Annotated in this window: 20 protein-coding genes, 2 tRNA genes and 3 rRNA genes; 18 read left to right on the top strand and 7 right to left on the bottom strand. The window is 52.6% G+C overall.

Annotated elements, in window-relative coordinates:
• The 4 genes from EVJ28_RS11390 to EVJ28_RS11405 all read left to right on the top strand — a co-directional run.
• A 23S ribosomal RNA gene (locus tag EVJ28_RS11390) occupies nucleotides 1-123 on the top strand; the annotation flags it as partial.
• Between the two features lie 51 nt (nucleotides 124-174).
• A 5S ribosomal RNA gene (gene rrf / locus EVJ28_RS11395) occupies nucleotides 175-290 on the top strand.
• A 117-nt stretch (nucleotides 291-407) separates the two neighbouring features.
• A 5S ribosomal RNA gene (gene rrf, locus EVJ28_RS11400) occupies nucleotides 408-523 on the top strand.
• Between the two features lie 118 nt (nucleotides 524-641).
• Nucleotides 642-1,580 carry a coiled-coil domain-containing protein gene (locus EVJ28_RS11405; RefSeq protein ID WP_131469533.1) on the top strand — a complete coding sequence of 313 codons (939 nt, stop codon included), beginning with the start codon at nucleotides 642-644 and terminating at the stop codon, nucleotides 1,578-1,580.
• 9 nt (nucleotides 1,581-1,589) lie between these two features.
• On the opposite strand, the gene EVJ28_RS11410 is transcribed toward EVJ28_RS11405, so the two are convergent.
• Complete coding sequence (locus tag EVJ28_RS11410; RefSeq protein WP_131458172.1) at nucleotides 1,590-1,967, bottom strand: HIT family protein; 378 nt, start codon at nucleotides 1,965-1,967, stop codon at nucleotides 1,590-1,592.
• A gap of 51 nt (nucleotides 1,968-2,018) precedes the next feature.
• Here EVJ28_RS11410 and EVJ28_RS11415 point away from each other — a divergent pair, with 51 nt between their 5' ends.
• Nucleotides 2,019-2,663 (top strand): uridine kinase family protein, encoded by a 645-nt coding sequence (locus EVJ28_RS11415; RefSeq protein ID WP_131458174.1) that lies wholly within the window; start codon nucleotides 2,019-2,021, stop codon nucleotides 2,661-2,663.
• On the opposite strand, the gene EVJ28_RS11420 is transcribed toward EVJ28_RS11415, so the two are convergent.
• Entirely contained in the window at nucleotides 2,658-3,440 is a 783-nt protein-coding gene (locus EVJ28_RS11420; RefSeq protein ID WP_016509933.1) for a sporulation protein, read from the bottom strand. The two genes, EVJ28_RS11415 and EVJ28_RS11420, sit on opposite strands and share 6 nt — an antisense overlap.
• Nucleotides 3,441-3,581: 141 nt before the next feature.
• Between EVJ28_RS11420 and EVJ28_RS11425 the strand changes: the two genes are divergently transcribed.
• From EVJ28_RS11425 to EVJ28_RS11460, 8 genes are all read left to right on the top strand, one after another.
• Nucleotides 3,582-3,658: transfer RNA gene (locus EVJ28_RS11425), tRNA-Met, on the top strand.
• Between the two features lie 25 nt (nucleotides 3,659-3,683).
• Nucleotides 3,684-3,760, top strand: a tRNA-Met gene (locus tag EVJ28_RS11430).
• 105 nt (nucleotides 3,761-3,865) lie between these two features.
• A complete protein-coding gene (gene tsaE / locus EVJ28_RS11435; protein WP_070328987.1) occupies nucleotides 3,866-4,315 on the top strand; it encodes a tRNA (adenosine(37)-N6)-threonylcarbamoyltransferase complex ATPase subunit type 1 TsaE in 450 nt (149 codons plus the stop codon).
• Nucleotides 4,312-4,968 (top strand): tRNA (adenosine(37)-N6)-threonylcarbamoyltransferase complex dimerization subunit type 1 TsaB, encoded by a 657-nt coding sequence (gene tsaB / locus EVJ28_RS11440; protein ID WP_131469530.1) that lies wholly within the window; start codon nucleotides 4,312-4,314, stop codon nucleotides 4,966-4,968. Before tsaE ends, tsaB begins: the two co-directional genes overlap by 4 nt.
• Complete coding sequence (gene rimI, locus EVJ28_RS11445; RefSeq protein WP_131469529.1) at nucleotides 4,961-5,422, top strand: ribosomal protein S18-alanine N-acetyltransferase; 462 nt, start codon at nucleotides 4,961-4,963, stop codon at nucleotides 5,420-5,422. Before tsaB ends, rimI begins: the two co-directional genes overlap by 8 nt.
• Nucleotides 5,419-6,441, top strand: a complete 1,023-nt coding sequence (gene tsaD / locus EVJ28_RS11450) for a tRNA (adenosine(37)-N6)-threonylcarbamoyltransferase complex transferase subunit TsaD (protein ID WP_131489023.1) — start codon at nucleotides 5,419-5,421, stop codon at nucleotides 6,439-6,441. The genes rimI and tsaD overlap by 4 nt, the downstream gene beginning before the upstream one ends.
• A 13-nt stretch (nucleotides 6,442-6,454) precedes the next feature.
• On the top strand, nucleotides 6,455-7,021 hold the full coding sequence (locus EVJ28_RS11455) for a hypothetical protein (RefSeq protein WP_071399028.1): 567 nt from the start codon (nucleotides 6,455-6,457) through the stop codon (nucleotides 7,019-7,021).
• 602 nt (nucleotides 7,022-7,623) lie between these two features.
• A complete protein-coding gene (locus tag EVJ28_RS11460) occupies nucleotides 7,624-8,568 on the top strand; it encodes a DUF2599 domain-containing protein (RefSeq protein WP_161566981.1) in 945 nt (314 codons plus the stop codon).
• 380 nt (nucleotides 8,569-8,948) lie between these two features.
• Here the strand turns inward: EVJ28_RS11460 and EVJ28_RS11465 are convergent, their stop codons facing one another.
• Nucleotides 8,949-9,356 (bottom strand): hypothetical protein, encoded by a 408-nt coding sequence (locus EVJ28_RS11465; RefSeq protein WP_233589699.1) that lies wholly within the window; start codon nucleotides 9,354-9,356, stop codon nucleotides 8,949-8,951.
• The gene (locus EVJ28_RS11470) at nucleotides 9,353-11,254 is read right to left on the bottom strand and encodes an ABC-F family ATP-binding cassette domain-containing protein (protein WP_131489025.1); all 1,902 of its coding nucleotides are present in this window, start codon (nucleotides 11,252-11,254) and stop codon (nucleotides 9,353-9,355) included. Before EVJ28_RS11470 ends, EVJ28_RS11465 begins: the two co-directional genes overlap by 4 nt.
• Before the next feature lie 149 nt (nucleotides 11,255-11,403).
• Here EVJ28_RS11470 and EVJ28_RS11475 point away from each other — a divergent pair, with 149 nt between their 5' ends.
• The 5 genes from EVJ28_RS11475 to EVJ28_RS11495 all read left to right on the top strand — a co-directional run bounded on the left by EVJ28_RS11475 (nucleotide 11,404) and on the right by EVJ28_RS11495 (nucleotide 15,169).
• Complete coding sequence (locus tag EVJ28_RS11475) at nucleotides 11,404-12,060, top strand: redox-sensing transcriptional repressor Rex (RefSeq protein WP_131458184.1); 657 nt, start codon at nucleotides 11,404-11,406, stop codon at nucleotides 12,058-12,060.
• A complete protein-coding gene (locus EVJ28_RS11480) occupies nucleotides 12,060-12,278 on the top strand; it encodes a twin-arginine translocase TatA/TatE family subunit (protein ID WP_016509907.1) in 219 nt (72 codons plus the stop codon). The genes EVJ28_RS11475 and EVJ28_RS11480 overlap by 1 nt, the downstream gene beginning before the upstream one ends.
• A 3-nt stretch (nucleotides 12,279-12,281) precedes the next feature.
• The gene (tatC, locus tag EVJ28_RS11485) at nucleotides 12,282-13,070 is read left to right on the top strand and encodes a twin-arginine translocase subunit TatC (RefSeq protein ID WP_131458186.1); all 789 of its coding nucleotides are present in this window, start codon (nucleotides 12,282-12,284) and stop codon (nucleotides 13,068-13,070) included.
• A 266-nt stretch (nucleotides 13,071-13,336) separates the two neighbouring features.
• Nucleotides 13,337-13,630: a hypothetical protein gene (locus tag EVJ28_RS11490; protein ID WP_131469525.1), complete on the top strand. Its 294-nt coding sequence runs from the start codon at nucleotides 13,337-13,339 to the stop codon at nucleotides 13,628-13,630.
• Between the two features lie 192 nt (nucleotides 13,631-13,822).
• Nucleotides 13,823-15,169 (top strand): FAD-dependent oxidoreductase, encoded by a 1,347-nt coding sequence (locus EVJ28_RS11495; protein WP_070328997.1) that lies wholly within the window; start codon nucleotides 13,823-13,825, stop codon nucleotides 15,167-15,169.
• A 41-nt stretch (nucleotides 15,170-15,210) separates the two neighbouring features.
• Here the strand turns inward: EVJ28_RS11495 and EVJ28_RS11500 are convergent, their stop codons facing one another.
• The 3 genes from EVJ28_RS11500 to EVJ28_RS11510 form a co-directional block, all read right to left on the bottom strand.
• A complete protein-coding gene (locus tag EVJ28_RS11500; RefSeq protein ID WP_035386443.1) occupies nucleotides 15,211-15,393 on the bottom strand; it encodes a PspC domain-containing protein in 183 nt (60 codons plus the stop codon).
• Nucleotides 15,394-15,563: 170 nt separating this feature from the next.
• Nucleotides 15,564-16,655 carry an RNA-guided endonuclease TnpB family protein gene (locus tag EVJ28_RS11505; protein ID WP_131489027.1) on the bottom strand — a complete coding sequence of 364 codons (1,092 nt, stop codon included), beginning with the start codon at nucleotides 16,653-16,655 and terminating at the stop codon, nucleotides 15,564-15,566.
• Between the two features lie 247 nt (nucleotides 16,656-16,902).
• Entirely contained in the window at nucleotides 16,903-17,838 is a 936-nt protein-coding gene (locus tag EVJ28_RS11510; protein ID WP_131489029.1) for an ABC transporter substrate-binding protein, read from the bottom strand.
• Between the last annotated feature and the right edge of the window lie 78 nt (nucleotides 17,839-17,916).

The following is a 17,916-nucleotide window of genomic DNA, read 5'->3' on the forward strand; positions in this document are numbered from 1 at the left end:
GATGAGATTTCCCTTTGAGCAATCAAGAAAGACCCCTCAGAGACGATGAGGTAGATAGGTCATGGGTGGAAGCACGGCGACGTGTGGAGCTGAATGATACTAATCGGTCGAGGCTTTGATCTAGAAACGGTTTGAACTTGATGAGTCTTCAGTTTTCAGGGAACAATTCCCTTGTCTGGTGGCGATAGCGAAGCGGCCACACCCGTTCCCATGCCGAACACGGAAGTTAAGCGCTTCAGCGCCGAAAGTAGTTGGGGGTCTCCCCCTGTGAGGATAGGACGTTGCCAGGCAATATGAAAGACGACCAAGCACACGCTTGGTCGTCTTTTTGTTTCATATATAATAAAACAAACTATTTTTAGAAAAAGCGTTGACTTTTTAATTAAACAGCGGTATTATAATACTTGTCTGGTGGCGATAGCGAAGCGGTCACACCCGTTCCCATGCCGAACACGGAAGTTAAGCGCTTCAGCGCCGAAAGTAGTTGGGGGTCTCCCCCTGTGAGGATAGGACGTTGCCGGGCAATATGAAGGACGATCAAGCACATGCTTGGTCGTCCTTTTTTGTCGTTCATTTGAAACTTTATGGCGGATTTTATCGTACAACGAGACAAGGGTTACAGAAGAAAGGGAGTTACCACTATGAATGAATTATATGAACGCCAGTTGATACTTCAACAGCGTCTCGCTGAACGAGACCGATTAGCTCGTAAACTGAAGACTCTCGACAAACAAATTGTCGAACATGAGACCGTACGAAAACAGTTGCTCAATACATTCACGAAAGAACAGCGTGATGTCTATGACTTAGAGACATTCTCACTCGTCAATGCGTGGCTTAAGCTGCGTGGAACGTTTAGCGAGCAACGTACGATTGAACTAGAAGAGGCGGCCCGGGCAGAATTCAAGCTACGAGAACACGAGGCGATGATTGATGAGTTAGTGCTTGAGCGTCGTGATTTGTATGAAACCTTTAAGGCATATAACGGAATCGATGTAAAATGGGAAGCGTTTATAAAAGAAAAAGAAGGTCACCTGAAGCAGGATCGTGACGTAAGAGAAGCGTTATACCGTCTCACGAATCAACAGGTAGAGACGACCGAAGCGATCATTGAATATAAAGAAGCCATTGCAGCTGGAAAGGATGCGCGAGCTGCCATTTCAAAGACGCTCAAACATCTCGATAGTGCGAAGAGTTGGTCGACATATGACACGTTCTTCGGAGGAGGCTTGATTGCGACAGCGATGAAACATGACGCGATCGATGCTTCTGAACGGAAGATGCATGAACTCCAATCCGCACTTGAGCGTTTCGCGCGTGAATTGGCTGATGTGAAAGGAGTCGTCAGCGGCTTGCACATCGAACGTGGATCACTCATTCAGTTCGCTGATTACTTCCTCGATGATATCTTTTCTGAATGGACGATGCACGGACGAATCAATGATTCACTCGACAAGGTAAACGGACTCGATCGCGAGATCGCCAAACTGATTGAGAAAATGACGCGAGATGTCGAGCGTATGGAACGACAACTCGAAGACATGGAAGAGAAACGGAAACAGCTCATCATCACACGATGAGCTGTTTGATCATTTCGGCCGCTTCAGCCAGTGACGTAACCCTTTGCCGGCATGTGGTCTGTCTGCGTAGCGCGGGATGATGTGCAAGTGGGCATGTGGAACTGTCTGATTGGACGCTGTACCGACGTTCCAGCCAAGCGTATAGCCGTCAGGACCGTACGTCTCCTCGAGGAAAGACTTGGCGTCATGAAGCAAGGTGTATGTATCGCTCCATTCCGTCGGTGTTAACTCAAACGTTGTCGCCCGATGCTGTTTCGGGACGATGACACCAGAACCGACAAGGACGTCTTGTTCGCGGTCATGCATCAGAAAGTAGCACGAATCGTTCTCAGCGATGATGCGTTGGGACGGGTCGAGATGTGGACGACAAAATGGACAGTTCGACATTGGATTGGTACACTTCCTTTCTGTGTATAGTGTATCAAAGGGGGATTTATTATGGAGCGATTCATTGATCAAATCATCGATCAAATTGATCTGAACGAACGGACGCTCATCGGGATTTCGAGTCACGGGGGTGCCGGGAAGACGACGTTCGCCAAACAGTTACAAGCACGTCTAGGTGAGGTCAACTACATTAACACCGACCCGTATATCACGGACTCGACGCTTCGGAAAAGTGCGATGATCGACTATACGATCGATGGGAAGGTGCATCACTATAAGATGACGGCCTGTCATCCGGCGGCGCATCACTTGTTGTCGCTCGAGCGGGACGTCCGGATGGTACAGGAAGGGGTCGGGTTTTATACGATGGATGTTCCGTATCTCGAACGGACGTGGATCGATCCCGAGAAGCAGGTCACCATCGTCGAGGGAATGAGCGTCGCCTTTCTCGATCTAAAGTATATGGATATATCGGTCTACCTATATACAGATGGGGATACGGAGTTCGCCCGACGCGCTGCCCGTGACATAACGGAGCGAGGGATGGAGATGGAATACTTGAAAGCATCGCATGAAGAACGGCGTCTGCAATACGAGCTGTTCATGCATCCGTATCGCGACAACTTTCAAACGATCGTCTCGATCAGTGGTGACAGGTGGACGATTGAGAAAAGTCCATACAAAAACCGCTCATGAAGAGCGGTGGCTGCGTAGCGTATCTTGGATCCCGAGTCCGAGGCGGTCTTGTTCGTGCTCGAGTTGTTCCCAGGTGAGGGATCGGTGCCGGAGTTCGACGTCGGTCGCCATCGAGTCGAGCGTGCGCTGTCGTTCGATATTGTCGAGCCAGTAATAGACGTCGACCCCATTTTCATCCATGCGCCAGAATGATTTCACGACCTCGAACTCATCGGCCCAGTCGCCGACGGGCTTGAACCCATACTTCTCGACGAACGGATAAGGTCGTTCTTCACCGAGCGGGTCAATGACGTTGCGGACGAACATGAGCTCGAGTCCGGCATGCTCGGTCGCCTCGAGCAATCGTTTCAACTCAGGGAGTGGTTCGATCTCGATGTTTTCGACGACGTCGAACCATACGCGTTTACCATCGGTGTCCCAAACGGTCGCTTCGACACTGTAAGGGGCGCCCGATGTCGATGGGGCATACATCGTCAAGTCGAACGTGAACGGGATGTGTTCTTCTGCCCCGGGCTCAAGCACGGCCGTGAGGCGAATCGGGACTTCCTGAATGTCGGCCTCGCGGTTGAATTCGTTACCTTCAAGCGTGATGTCTTTAAACGTCGTCAGGAAGTTGAGCGTCAGTTCATGCAGACGGATCACTTTTGACGTCGGGTTCAAGACGCGAAGCGTCCCGTGAACGGTCTGCTTCGGCACGAACGGGATCGTATGGAAATAAACGGACGCATCTAACTCGGAAAAGAACCATTTTTTAAAGCGGTTACCCCATTTCGACATGTCGGTCGCGCTCCTTTTCTGTTAATAAAGTTACACTCCTTTAAGTGTTCCCGATTCTAATTTCCAAAAAACATTAAGAAAAAGGTTGCATTTTATAACAGTCTCGCTTATTATAGAGGATGTCGAAACAATTCAAATCGTCGCGGGGTGGAGCAGTCTGGTAGCTCGTTGGGCTCATAACCCAAAGGTCGTTGGTTCAAATCCAGCCCCCGCAACCAATTTTTATTTAATTTCATATGTCGTCGCGGGGTGGAGCAGTCTGGTAGCTCGTTGGGCTCATAACCCAAAGGTCGTTGGTTCAAATCCAGCCCCCGCAACCAATTTTTAAATGAGATAGCGAAACGATGACGTTTCGTGTTTTTTTTTGCCTAAAATTGAGTGTACAATGAGTACGTATCGCTAGAATCGACTAAAGGAGAAACATCATGTATACATTGATTACCCATTCCGCGCCAGAGACGCAGGCCGTAGCGGAAAAGCTCGCCGCGCTCGTCAAAGCGGGAACGGTCATAACGCTTAACGGGGACCTCGGTGCCGGCAAGACGACGTTCACCCAAGGGTTCGCCAAAGGACTCGGCGTGACGCGTAACGTCAACAGCCCGACGTTCACCATCATGAAACAATACCAAGGGCGCTTGCCGCTCTACCATATGGACGTCTATCGTCTCGAGGACACCGGGGACGATATCGGTCTTGAAGAATACATCAATGGTGACGGCGTCGCCATCGTCGAATGGTCGAACTTGATCGAGTCGTCGCTACCGACCGAGCGCCTCGCGATCACGATCGAACGGACAGGCGACGAGGAACGTTCAATCACGTTCATACCGACTGGTGAAGCGTATGACACGCTCGTCAAGGAGGTGCTCGCATGAAGCAACTGATGATCGACACGGCGACGACACGTCTGTCCGTCGCCCTCAGTGAGAACGGAAGCATCCAGGCAGAAGCGACGGTCATGGTCTCGAAAAACCACGCCGTCACGCTCATGCCGATGATCGAACAGCTCATGACGGCCGTCAAATGGACACCGACCGAGCTCGAACGAATCATCGTCACGACGGGACCTGGGTCTTACACCGGCATCCGCATCGGCGTGACGACGGCGAAGACGCTCGCCTATACGTTGAAGCTTCCGCTCGTCGGCGTATCGGCGCTCCGTCTCATGGCGGCGGCTCCGAACACCGAACTTCCGGTCGTGTCACTCATTGACGCGCGACGCGGCAACGCCTATATCGGGCACTATCAACAAAACGTACAAGTCACACCGGACAGTCACGCCTCGGTCGCCGATTGGCTACAAGCGAACATGACGGGACCGTTCGTCGTCGTTGGTGACGTCGAGCCGTTCCGTGACGTGCTTGCAACATATGACTATACAGAAGCGCCGGCCGCCCACAGTTATGGCCGGGCCGGTGACCTCGTCGCTTTAGGTGAAGCGACGGCGGACGTGCACGCGTTCGAACCGGAATACCTTCGTCTCGCTGAGGCCGAGGCAAAATGGCTCGAGGGACAAAACAATGGCTGACATCAAAATCCGTCGGATGAACTGGCTCGATGTCGAAGAAGTCACGAAAGTCGAAGAGGCATCATTCGCCATCCCGTGGACGAAAGAAGCGTTCATGAACGAGATGCTCAAGAACGAGCAGGCGATTTATTTCGTCGCCGTCCATGAGCGCCGCGTCATCGGGTTCATTGGCGTCTGGCAAATCGTCGACGAAGGGCACATCACGAACATCGCCGTCTTACCAGAATACCGGGGCCAAGGCGTCGGCAATATGCTCCTCACGCAGCTCGTCGAGTTCGCCCGTTCGAAGTCACTCGCCGCGCTCACGCTCGAGGTGCGCGTCTCAAACATCGGTGCCCAAAAATTATATGAACAGTTCGGCTTCGAGAACGCAGGTCGCCGAAAACGATACTATCAAGACAATAATGAAGACGCCTATATTTACTGGGCGAAGTTAGGAAGTGAATCACTATGAACACATCGCTCATTCTCGCGATCGAGTCGAGCTGTGATGAGACGTCGGTCGCCCTCATTCGTGACGGCAAGACGCTCTTATCGAACGTCGTCTCGTCGCAGATTGAAAGTCATAAACGGTTCGGCGGTGTCGTACCCGAGGTCGCCTCGCGTCACCACGTCGAGCGGATCACGTACGTCATCGATGACGCGCTTAGCGAAGCCGGTGTGACGATGGATGACGTCGACGCGGTCGCGGTCACGCAAGGACCAGGACTCGTCGGTGCCCTTCTCGTCGGGATCAGTGCGGCCAAAGCGCTCGCGTTCGCCCACAGTAAACCGCTCATCGGTGTCCATCACATCGCTGGACACATCTATGCGAATGAACTCGTCGAAGAGATGCAGTTCCCGCTCGTCTGTCTCGTCGTCTCAGGTGGCCATACGGAACTTGTCTACATGCCGGAGCACGGTGTGTTCGAAGTCATCGGTGAGACACGTGACGATGCGGCTGGTGAGGCGTACGACAAAGTCGCCCGCACGCTCAGTCTCCCTTATCCAGGTGGCCCGGCCATCGACCGGTTGGCAGCTAGCGGGGAAGACACGTATAAGTTCCCGCGCGTCCGGCTCGAGGCCGGCAGCTTTGACTTCAGCTTCAGCGGACTCAAGTCGTCCGTCATCAACGCCGTCCATAACGCCGAACAACGCGGTGAGACGGTGATCCCAGAAAACTTGGCGGCGAGCTTCCAAGCGAGCGTCGTCGAGGTGTTAGTGGAGAAAGCGATCCGGGCCGTGAAAGAAAAAGGTGCGAAGCAGCTGCTCGTCGCCGGTGGGGTCGCGGCGAACCGCGGGCTCCGGGCCGCCCTTAAGGAAGCGACGGAACGGGAAGGCATCCGTCTCGTCATCCCGCCGCTCAATCTGTGCGGGGACAATGCCGGTATGATCGGTGTCGCGGCGCATCACGCGTATGTGCGCGGCAAGCGCGATACACTGGCGATGAATGCGGTTCCTGGGTTATCCTTAGAAGACAGCATGACAGTCTAGGGGGAACAGAGAGATGACGAAACGTATCATCATTGGAGGGCTCATCGTATTGCTCGTCGTTGCGACGTTTTTGCAAGTACGTGAGATCATCCGCGCTTATAATATCGCTTATGTAGAAGAAATCGTCCCAGAAGAGACGCGGGTCCGTTCGCTGACGGGCGCTGATACGCTCGAAGGCATCACCCGTGTGACCGGTGAGAACACACTCATCGAGACGCTGTATGGTTATAAGAATCTAGAAGACCAAGACATCAAGAGCGTCATCGTCGTCGACCGTAACCTCGGCGTGCAGCCGAAAGCGAGCGACGCCTATTACGAGCTCTTCCCGGGCCGTGAGGCGACCGAGGAAGAAGCGGCCAAGTTCGATGCGCTCGTCAAAGAGTTCGACGAACAACAACTGTTCGCGCAAGTCATCTCGGCCCATGAGGCCCGTTATGTGACGAATCGCGAAGAGACGCTGACGTTTTATAAAGTGTTCGTCCGCGACGTCGATACGAACGAGTACGTGTTCTTTATCACGGAAGACGGTATCAAGCTCGACTTCCACACGCGCGGCTTCCAACCGCTGCGCTACTTCTAAAAAAGGCTCACAGAAACGGATATTGTCCGTCTCTGTGAGCCTTTTTCATTTGTCTTCGATGAAGAACGTGACGACGAGAAAAGAACTGCAACTACGGTAGACTTTATAGAAAATGCGCCAAGTGAGTATCGATAGTCAGCCGGCCAATAATATGTGCGCATGGATGGGACGCAATTCATAATCCATCAAGCGGATATTTTTAGTCTACTCCATTGATTTCACCTACTTTCTGTTGTTCGTTTACATAGTCTATCTGACAGTCGGATGAACCGGGCTCGTCACTTTATGGTGATCTTTTTAATAGTGGACTCTGGATGAAATTATAATCACAAAAATGGGAAATGGTTACTTTGAGGGCCATAAGCCTAGTATATTTTTCATGACCTAAGAAAATTGTTGTACTATTGTCCTTTTTGTTTTGATAAAAAAGACATCTAGAAAATTGATTAGCAATCTTGAATACTATTAGAGTGGTGGGAAAGACATGGGCAGAATAGAGAAAACAGATGATTGAACTGCCGATATTTGTCTTTTCCCAAAATATAAAGCTTATATAGTAGGGGGACACAACGTTAAGTAAAGGTTTTATAATGAAAGCATGTATGAGTAGTTTGGCTTTATTTACAATACTGGGGACAGCACATCCAGCTTACGCATCTACAGGGGGGAGCGAATCGAAATTGCGTCCAGACGCAGAAGTAGATTCGATTGAAGAGGATCGTTTAGTAAACGATACGGATCAGCTTAATGAAATTGAAGTATTTTTCACTAATCCATCAGTTACGATGACGAAAGAAAGTGATGAGTTTAGTATTATACATGAAGACTCAAATTTAGAATTCGATAAAACAGAAGAAGGGAAAGTGATTTTCAGAAACAAAGAAGAACAGTATTCTATTGAAAATGTGGCTTTAGTAGGAGGTGTCCAAATCCTCTACAACATTGAATCAACTGAGTCGCCAAAAGAATATGTCTTAGATTTAGACATTACTGAAGGTAGTCGAATTATTCACGAAGATGGAGAGTACAAAATTGTGAATGAAAAAGGTGAGGTAGAGGTCTTCATTGGCTCCCCTTGGGCGAAAGACAGTAATGGAAACGAAGTCGAAACATATTATGAGATTAAAGACCAACAGTTGATCCAACATATTGATTATGAAGGAACGGATTATCCTTTAGTCGCTGATCCATTGTTCTGCTCGGATACAATCGATAATACAGCGTCGAAGTATACGGACTCTAATACTTTTTCTGTATATCCACGGACATGTGCACGAACGTATATTACAGCTAGCTATACTTTGGGTGGCGCATTATTAGGCGTTTTTGGGTCAACTGCCATCGGAAAACAGATGTGGTCTGAAGTTGTAGCAGACGCTTCGTATCAAGCGACAAGTACGGCAAACCGCCCGAAGCTCAAAGATCAATTTATCTGTCATGCAGTTAACCCGACTACGATTTGGAAATCATCTTGGAATCTAGATACGAATCGACCGGATGTTTCATTGTTGGATACGTATAAAGCACTTTGTAATCCAGACTATTAAAGGCGAGGTAAACTATGAACATTCAATACTTTGAACCAGATTCGTTATTTTTCATTGTAATCGCGTTGCTAATCCTCTATCCAATCCTTCTTTTAGTAGGGGTGACTACGAGTAAAACAAATCTTATTGGAAAGATTATTTACGGTATTTCAGCATTCTTTTATGCTTACGTGATTTGGTATAGCTACAGCCTAGGCATTTACTTAGACGAGATGTCTGATCCGGCACAAGATGAAGTCATCTTTGGTAGTATAGGATATTTCCATTTAATTTTGTTGGCATTCCCCTACATCTTTTTAACGATGGGTTTTACGTTCAAACAGCATACTCGATCATAATAAAAGAGCGCCTTCCGCTATACGCGGATTGGCGCTCTTTCGTCAGTTTTTCGGTTGTCGATAATTATTTCGATACCACATATTCACCCGGCTCACGACGTAGACGATAAACGCGAGCACCCACATGAACAGCGTCTCTCGATAAAAGTGGCCCCAGACCGAGCCAGGCGCATAAAAGCTATGCACCGTGACATCGATCGGCCAAATGACAAGCCGGATGAACAGCGTGCTCATAAGGAGACCGCTGAACAGGCTGATGATGATACCGGACCATGTTTGGATGATAAACCCGACGACAATCGGCAGGAAGTAAAATAAAATGATTGGGACGTTCGTCGCCTCGCCACGGATGAGTTCCGAGATATACTCGGTCCCGCTCGGCACGATGTAGACGAATCCGGTCAGGAACGCATGCATCCAATCGATCCGCATGGCACGGGAACGCATCATGAATGGAGTTCCTCCCATTCTGCGAACAGTTCCGTGATCGACTCTTTCGTCGCGTCGGACTCGGTCGACAGTTCTTGGGCGCGAGCGAAGTCGTTGAAGACGTCCGGTTCGCACAACAGCTGCTCGATTTCTTCTAGCCTCGCTTCGTGGCGCTCGATCGTCAGCTCGATCTCTTCGACCCGCTGCTTCAACCGGCGCTCTTCGCGCTGCTGTTCTTTGTCGGCGCGCTGCTTCTTGACGACGACTTGTTTCGTCTCCTCGCGGGCGAGCCGGGCGAGGTCCTCGAGCTCTTCTTTCTTCTCGACGTAGTACGAGTAGTCGCCGAGGTACTCATCGATGCCGTTCGGCGTGATCTCTAAGACACGCGTCGCGAGCCGGTCGATGAAGTAACGGTCGTGGGAGACGAACAAGATCGTCCCGGGATAGTCGACGAGCGCGTTCTCGAGGATCATCTTCGAGTCGAGGTCCAAGTGGTTCGTCGGCTCATCCAAGACGAGCAAGTTCGGTTGCTCGAGCTTGAGCTTGGCGAGCGTCAGCCGGGCCCGTTCGCCGCCGGATAGTTCTTGGACGCGTTTCATGACGTCGTCCCCGCTGAACAAGAACTGGCCGAGCAGACTGCGGACTTCTTGCTCGCGCATGAGCGGCCAGTCGTTCCAAATCTCATCGATGACGCGGTTCGTGTCCGACAAGTTCTGTTGTTCCTGGTCGTAGTAGCCGATCTCGACGCCGGTACCGTAGCGGATGTCACCGGTGAGCGGTGGTTGTTGTTTCGTCAACACTTTGAGGAGCGTCGATTTGCCGACTCCGTTCGGGCCGACGAGGGCGACCGACTCGCCGCGCTGCAGTTGGAAACGCAAGTGTTGTGCGATCGGTTCCTCGTAGCCGATGGCGAGGTCGCTGCCGCTCAGCACATCGTTCCCGCTTTGACGTTTGATCGAGAACGACAACACCGCGCTCCGTTCGTCACCGTCCGGCACGTCCATACGGTCGATCTTCTCGAGCCGCTTGCGGACGCTTTGGGCGCGTTTCGTCGTCGTCGCCCGGGCGATGTTCCGTTGGATGAAGTCTTGCATCTTGGCGATCTCTTCTTGTTGCGAATCGAACTGCTTCTTCTCTTGCTCGTAAAGCGCGGCCTTCTGCTCGAGGAACTTTGTATAGTTCCCGACGAAGCGGCGGCTGCGGTTGCGTGACAGCTCGTAGACGACCGAGACGACGCGGTCGAGGAAGTAACGGTCGTGGGAGACGATGAGGACGGCACCTTTATAGCCGCTCAAATATTTCTCGAGCCAGCTGAGCGTCTCGATGTCTAAATGGTTCGTCGGCTCATCCAAGATGAGCAGGTCCGGGCTTTGCAGGAGCATCTTCGCTAAGGCAAGACGTGTCCGCTGTCCGCCTGAGAGCGTGTCGATCCGACGTTCGAAGTCGTCCGGGTAAAACCGCATCCCGTGCAAGATCGAGCGGATCGTCGCTTCATACTGATAGCCGCCGCGGTCTTTGAACGTGTGCTGCTCCTCGTCATACGCCGCGAGCAGACGCTCGTAGGCGGCCGGGTCGTTCAAGATCCGCTCCGAGCCCATGTCTTGCTCCATCTGGCGGAGCGTCTTCTCTTGTTCGATCAAATCGGTGAAGACGGTGAGCATCTCGTTCCACATCGTCTCGTTCGATTCTAACCCCGAGTCTTGGGCGAGATAGCCGATCGTCACGTCTTTTGGCTTCATGATGTCGCCCGAGTCATAGTTGTACTCGCCGGCGATGACTTTTAACAGTGTCGACTTGCCGGCGCCGTTGCGGCCGACGAGGGCGACGCGTTCGCCTTCTTGGATTTCTAGTTTGACATTCTCTAAAATCGGCTCGACGCCGAACGATTTGGATAAGTTGTTGACTTGCAGTAGGATCAAGTGAAAAAACCCCTTTCTCTCTGTTTAGTATACTTTATTTCTTCCCCTTTTCAGGTATATTCATTGAGTGCTTATGTGAATTCGTTTACAATCAAGGTGTATGAAATCAGATTCGTTTGAAACGCGTCGTAAAAAGGAGGCTCTTTCCGTTGAGTCAAAACGAACCAAAGATTCCGCAAGCGACAGCCAAACGGTTGCCACTATACTATCGGTTTATCCAAAGCCTACATTCGTCAGGGAAACAGCGTGTGTCTTCTGCTGAACTGAGCGAGGCGGTTAAGGTCGATTCGGCAACGATTCGCCGTGACTTCTCATACTTCGGTGCGCTCGGTAAAAAGGGATATGGCTATAACGTACAGTATCTGTTAGACTTTTTCCGTAAGACGCTGAATCAAGACGAGATCACGAACGTCGCCTTGGTCGGGGTCGGTCATCTCGGGACAGCGTTCGTCAACTATAACTTCCTTAAAAACAATAACACACATATCGTCGTCGGGTTCGACGCAGACGAGACAAAAGTCGGCACGACGATGTCAGGTGTCCCGATTCATCACGTCGATGAGATGGAACAAATCATGAAGCAAAACAAAATCGATGTCGCCATCCTCACGGTCCCGTCCGCTTACGCGCAGCCGGTTGCCGATGACTTGGTCCGCTATGGCGTTCGAGGGATCTTGAACTTCACGCCGGCGCGATTGACTGTACCGGACACGGTCCGCGTCCATCATATCGACTTGTCGATCGAACTCCAGTCGCTCATTTACTTTATGCAACACTATCCATCCGCTGAGGGGGTCCATCAATAATGGAATTTCTACAATCATCACTCGTCGTCGGTATCCCAGGTGGCGTCAGTATTTTCGTCATCGCCATCATCGCGCTCATCCTCTTCGGGCCGAAGAAATTGCCAGAGTTCGGCCGGGCAGCGGGGCAGACGCTCCGTGAGTTCAAAAATGCCACGAACGGTATGATGAAAGAGCACGACGAGACCGACAAGAAAGAAATTGAGAAGAAAGAGCAGTAAGCCATGAGCCATCAACCTGATCAAGAACGGGCACTGTCCGATCACTTGACAGAGCTGCGGAGACGACTGATGCTGTCGGCATTTGTCGTCTTTGCCTTCTTTCTGATCGCTTTGCCGAGTGTCAAATACGTGCTCGCCTATCTGCAGGCGGACCTCGTCGAACGAGGGCTCGAGCTGAACGCCTTTGGGGTCGCGGACCCGCTCATGATTTACTTGAACTTGGCGCTCGTCATCGGGCTCGTCGCGTCTGGTCCATTTCTACTGTATCAACTGTGGGCGTTCGTCGCACCTGGTCTGCATCCGAATGAACGAAAATGGACGCTCGCCTATATCCCGGTCATCTTTATCTTGTTCCTCATCGGTCTCGCATTCGCCTACTATTGGTTGTTCCCGCTCGTCCTCGATATCTCGACGGACCTCGGGCAAGACCTCGGTCTGACGCAAATCATCGGGGCGACGAACTATTTCACGTTCCTGTTGCAACTGACAATCCCGTTCGGACTGTTGTTCCAGTTGCCGGTCGTGACGATGTTCTTGACGCGCATCGGTGTCGTGACGCCGTACTTCCTCTCAAAAATTCGGAAGTACGCCTACTTCGCCTTGTTCGTCATCGCGGCATTCATCACGCCGCCGGATTTGACGTCGCACCTCATGGTGTCGCTGCCGCTCTTCTTCCTATATGAGATCAGCTTATCGATCTCACGCATGACGTACCGCGGTGTGCTCCGACGTGAGAAAGAGGCGATGGTGAAAGAACAGATGGATTTGATGAAGCAAATGAATGAGAAGTGAACACTACGTCATGAGACGTGGTGTTTTTTTAATGCGAGTGCGCTAAACTGGAAGTATCTTGAAAAGGGGCTTGGCCATCGTGTTGATCGGACTGTTTCTCCTTGTCGGTTGGCACGTATCACGGTTGGCATAACGGTGCTTTTTGGTCGCAAACTGTCGTACTGAAACTACATGTTCAAAGTGATATTGGTCGTAAACGCTTTTTCTGCAACAAGGAAGTACATGCTAAGATAAAACCAATCAAACACATGTCAGGGGGAGAAACGATGACTTGGGAGTACTACGGGGATGAGCTCATCATCATCGGTGTGTTGACGACAATTCTGTTGATTGCCGTGCTGAACTTTTGGAAGTCGCCATTCAAGCGGAGACTTGCCTTCTCGTTGACGCTGCTCGTCGTGGGATACGTGTCGTGTATCATCGGACTCGTCTTCGTCCGCGGGTGGGACGCCCTGGGCTGGATCTTGTACGGCTTTATATTGTATGTGATCGGGTTCGTCACATATATCGGTGTCGTCATCTACCACTGGATGAAAGCGAGACGCACGTCCAATTCATGATCAAAACCGTTCCTGCCGAGGAACGGTTTTTTGTCGTCACAACCGGCGTTCAAACTTTAGACATAATTACGTGAAAAACTGAGCAAAGGGATTGTCAAACCTTCTTGTGAAATAGTACACTAAGTTCAGAAAGCGAATGTGATATTTGTCACAAACACTAACTTGCCTACAACTCAAAGGAGAGACTACCATATGAAAATCGCAGTCATCGGATGTACACACGCAGGAACAGCAGCAGTCAAAGGCTTACTCGCCAAGCACGACAATCTCGACATCACCGTGTATGAGCGGAACGACAACGTCAGCTTCCTCTCGTGTGGGATCGCCCTCCACGTCGGTGGCGTCGTCAAACGCGCTGAAGAATTGTTCTACTCATCACCGACCGAGCTCGAAGAACTCGGCGCGACGATGCGCATGAAGCATGACGTGTTGAACATCGATGCGGAAGCGAAGACGGTCCACGCCAAAAACCTCGAGACGGGTGCAGACGTATATGACACGTTCGACCGTTTGATCGTGACGACAGGATCTTGGCCGATTGTCCCGACGCTACCTGGCATCGAGATGACTGGGATCGAACTTTGCAAAAACTATGGTCACGCTCAGCGCATCATCGAGCGGGCTAAGGGTGCGACAAATATCGCCGTCATCGGTGCCGGCTATATCGGCGTCGAGCTCGTCGAGGCGTTCGAAGTGTACGGCAAGCACGTCACGTTCATCGACAGTGCTGACCGCATCTTGAACAAGTACCTCGACAAGTCGTTCACGGACCAACTTGAAGCCGACATGACGTCACGCGGTATCGACCTTGAGCTCAGCCAAACGGTCGAAGCGTTCCGCGGCACAGACGGAAACGTCACGCACGTCGTCACCGACAAAGGTGAGTTCGAAGCCGACCTCGTCATTCTATGTGTCGGTTTCCGCCCGAACACGGGACTGCTCGCAGGACAAGTCGACATGCTCGGCAACGGCGCCATCATCGTCGACGAATATATGCGCACGAGCAACCCGGACGTCTTCGCAGCCGGTGACAGCTGTGCCGTCTACTATAACCCGGCGCGCACACATGCTTACATCCCGCTCGCGACGAACGCCGTCCGCATGGGTACGCTCGTCGCCGAGAACCTCGTCACGCCGCGTGTCCGTTACCAAGGTACGCAAGGAACGTCGGGTCTTCGTCTCTATGACTGGAACATCGCCTCGTCAGGCCTCACGGAAGAAGCGGCCGGATTGTTCGGCCTCGACGTCGAGAGCGTCGTGATCGAGGACGCGTACCGCCCTGAGTTCATGCCGACGGCGGAGCCGGTCCAGTTCAAACTTGTCTATGAAGTCGGCACACACCGTGTCGTCGGGGGACAAGTGCTCTCGAAAGCGGATATGACGCAAGCGGTCAACACGTTGTCGCTCGCGATCCAAAACGAGATGACGGTCGAAGAGCTCGCTTACGTCGACTTCTTCTTCCAACCGCACTACAACAAGCCGTGGCACTTCATCAACAGTGGGGCGCTCGCGGCGATGAAAGACAAAGTCAACGCATAACGCAAAAGATTCGAAAGCAGCCGCTTTCGAATCTTTTTTTTTCATAGGTAACGTGGCGCGTCCTGCATCGAGTTGGCGAGGATGATGTAGACGAGGATGTTTCCGGGCATGATAAGAAAGAGTAACCGAACGCCGAGCGAGGACATGCCGAAGTACTCGGCGATGCCGCCGCAGACACCGGCGAGAGAACGGTCGGTCGCGGATTTTCGAAGAGCACGTTGCATAAAGTAGACTCCCATCTCGAATTTGATATGTAAATTTTACCATATGTGTAGTGAACTACTCACCACTTATTTGCTTCGCAACTTGAAGTGGGAGCTTCTTGGGAAGACCATGCTTTGACCAGCCACGGTTGTGGACCAAGCTCGTCGGGCAGTCCCTGCCCTGGGGTGTTTCAGTCGGCGAGACCCAACAGGTTGAGGCTCGCGTTGACGTCGCGGTCGTGGTGCGCGCCGCATGCGGCGCATGTCCACTCGCGGACGTGCAGGTCCTTCTTGCCGCCGTTCTCGCCGCAGGCCGAACAGACCTGGGTCGAGGCGAACCACGGATCGGCTTGAACGAGCGTCCGGCCGTGGAACCTGCATTTATAGGCGAGCTGGCGGACGAACTCGCCCCACCCGGAGTCCCCGATCGACTTCGCCAGGCGGCGGTCCTGCATCATCTCCCTCGGCTTCAGCGTCTCGACCACGACGACTTGGTTCTCGTCGACGATGCGTCTAGACAGCTTGTGGAGGAAGTCGTGCCGTCGGTTCTTGACCTGCTCGTGTTTCTTCGCGAGGACGAGCCGGGCCTTCTCGCGGTTCCGGCTGCCGGGCTTCTTGCGGGAGAGCGCACGCTGCGTGCGTTTGAGCCGCGCCTCGGCCTTTCGTAGGTTGCGCGGGTTCGCGATCTTCTCCGTGACGAGCGCGTCGTTCGTCATGACGGCGAAGTGCCCGAGGCCGAGGTCGATCCCGATCTTGTGCTCGGCCGGGACCCACGGCTCGTCGTCCTGCTCGACGAGGAGCGACACGAAGAACTTGCCCGTCTTCGTCATCGACACGGTCGCAGAGCGGATGGCCCCGTCGAAGATTCGGTGCTGTGTGAAGCGGATGAACCCGACCTTCGGGAGCCGGACCCGGTCCCCCTCGATGCGGATCGTGCCGTGCTGGTTGTTCGTCGTGTAGGAGGCGCGCGATTTCCGTCTCGACTTGAACACCGGAAAGCCGGCCGTCCCGGCGAAGAACTTCGCGAACGCCGCGTCGAGGTGAAGCTTCGCATTCGCGAGCGCGAGGCTGTCCGCCTCGGCGAGGAACGGGAACAGGGGCTTGTACGAGGCGGGTGTCGGCAGTTTGCGCTTCGGGCCGGTCCCAGCCTTCGCCTCCTCGTGGATGGCGATGCGGTCCTCGAGCAGCTTGTTGTAGATGAACCGGGCACAGCCGATCGTCCTGACCAGGAAATCGGCCTGTTCCGACGTCGGGTGGAGCCGGTATTTGTAGCCATTCAGCATGTCTCCCCCTCCTCTCGGCCGATGATCGTGATGAACGCCTTCCTCATCCGATACCCGCGACGGGGGAAGGGAAATCTGACGGAATCACGAACTTATGTTCGTCATATCTGTCACAGGGGTGGCCAAGAGGTTTATGTACGGGCGATTCATCTCCCACCTACGCTGGGCTTCGCCCCAGACGCTTAGAGGTGGGAGAATTCTCGCTTAATTATGTTAAAAAAAGCGCGCCGATTTGGCGCGCTTGTGCTTATTTCAAGATGATGACGAGTTCGTCGAGCACTTCGTTGGCTGACAAGACGCCGCCCGACGTGTTCCACGTATCGTCGCTCACTTCGGTCACTTCACCGGCCTTGACGGCTTTCAAGTCTTTCCAAAGCTGGTTTGACTGCCATTCTTCGGCCGTCTTCGATCCGTCCGCACCGCCATATGTGAAGTAGACGATATGGTCGCCGTCCATTTCCGGGATGCGTTCCATCGTGACTTCTTCAGCGAATTCCGTGCGGTCTTGTGACGCCGGGCGTTTGACGCCGACGTCGCCTAAGATGACGCCTGAGAAGCTGTCCGTGAAGTAGATGCGTGACGCGCCAGGAAGGAAACGTACGACCGACAATTCTTTGTTCACGGCGTCGCCGAGCTCAGTTTTCGTGTCTTCGACGTGTTGGTTGTAGTCAGCTAACACGTCTTTTCCTTTGTCTTCGAGATTGAGGGCGTTCGCGTAAAGCGCGAAGTTCTCTTGCCAGTCGCCTTTGAGCGTCTCTGACATGACCGTCGGTGCGATCGCGTTCAGCTTGTCATAGATGTTCTCTTGGCGAAGTTTCGTACCGATGATGAGGTCTGGCTCGAGTTTCGCGATCGCCTCGAGGTTGACCTCGCTCTCTGTCCCGACTTCCGTCACATCTGTCATCTCAGACTCGATGTGCGGGTACCACGGGTCACCGTTCCATGATTTGACGGCACCGACTTGTTTGACACCGAGGGCGATCAACGCCTCGGTCCCTTCGTTCGTCAAGACGACGACGCGTTTCGGTTCTGTTGGGACTTCAGCGGTGCCCATGGCGTGCTCGACCGTGCGTGTCGCTGCTTCTTCTGATTCGTTCGAGTTGGTCGCCTCTTCCGACCCGCCGCAAGCAGCGAGGACAACGGTCAGACAGAGCGTAAGTAACGCTAATCCAAGTTTTTTCATATGAATAAAGTCTCCTTTGTATAGTAAGTTTTCCTTCCCGACTATAAGTGATAATGATTATCACTGTCAACCCCTTTT

Source organism: Exiguobacterium sp. SH3S3 (genome assembly GCF_004337115.1).
GTDB lineage: Bacteria > Bacillota > Bacilli > Exiguobacteriales > Exiguobacteriaceae > Exiguobacterium > Exiguobacterium aurantiacum_A.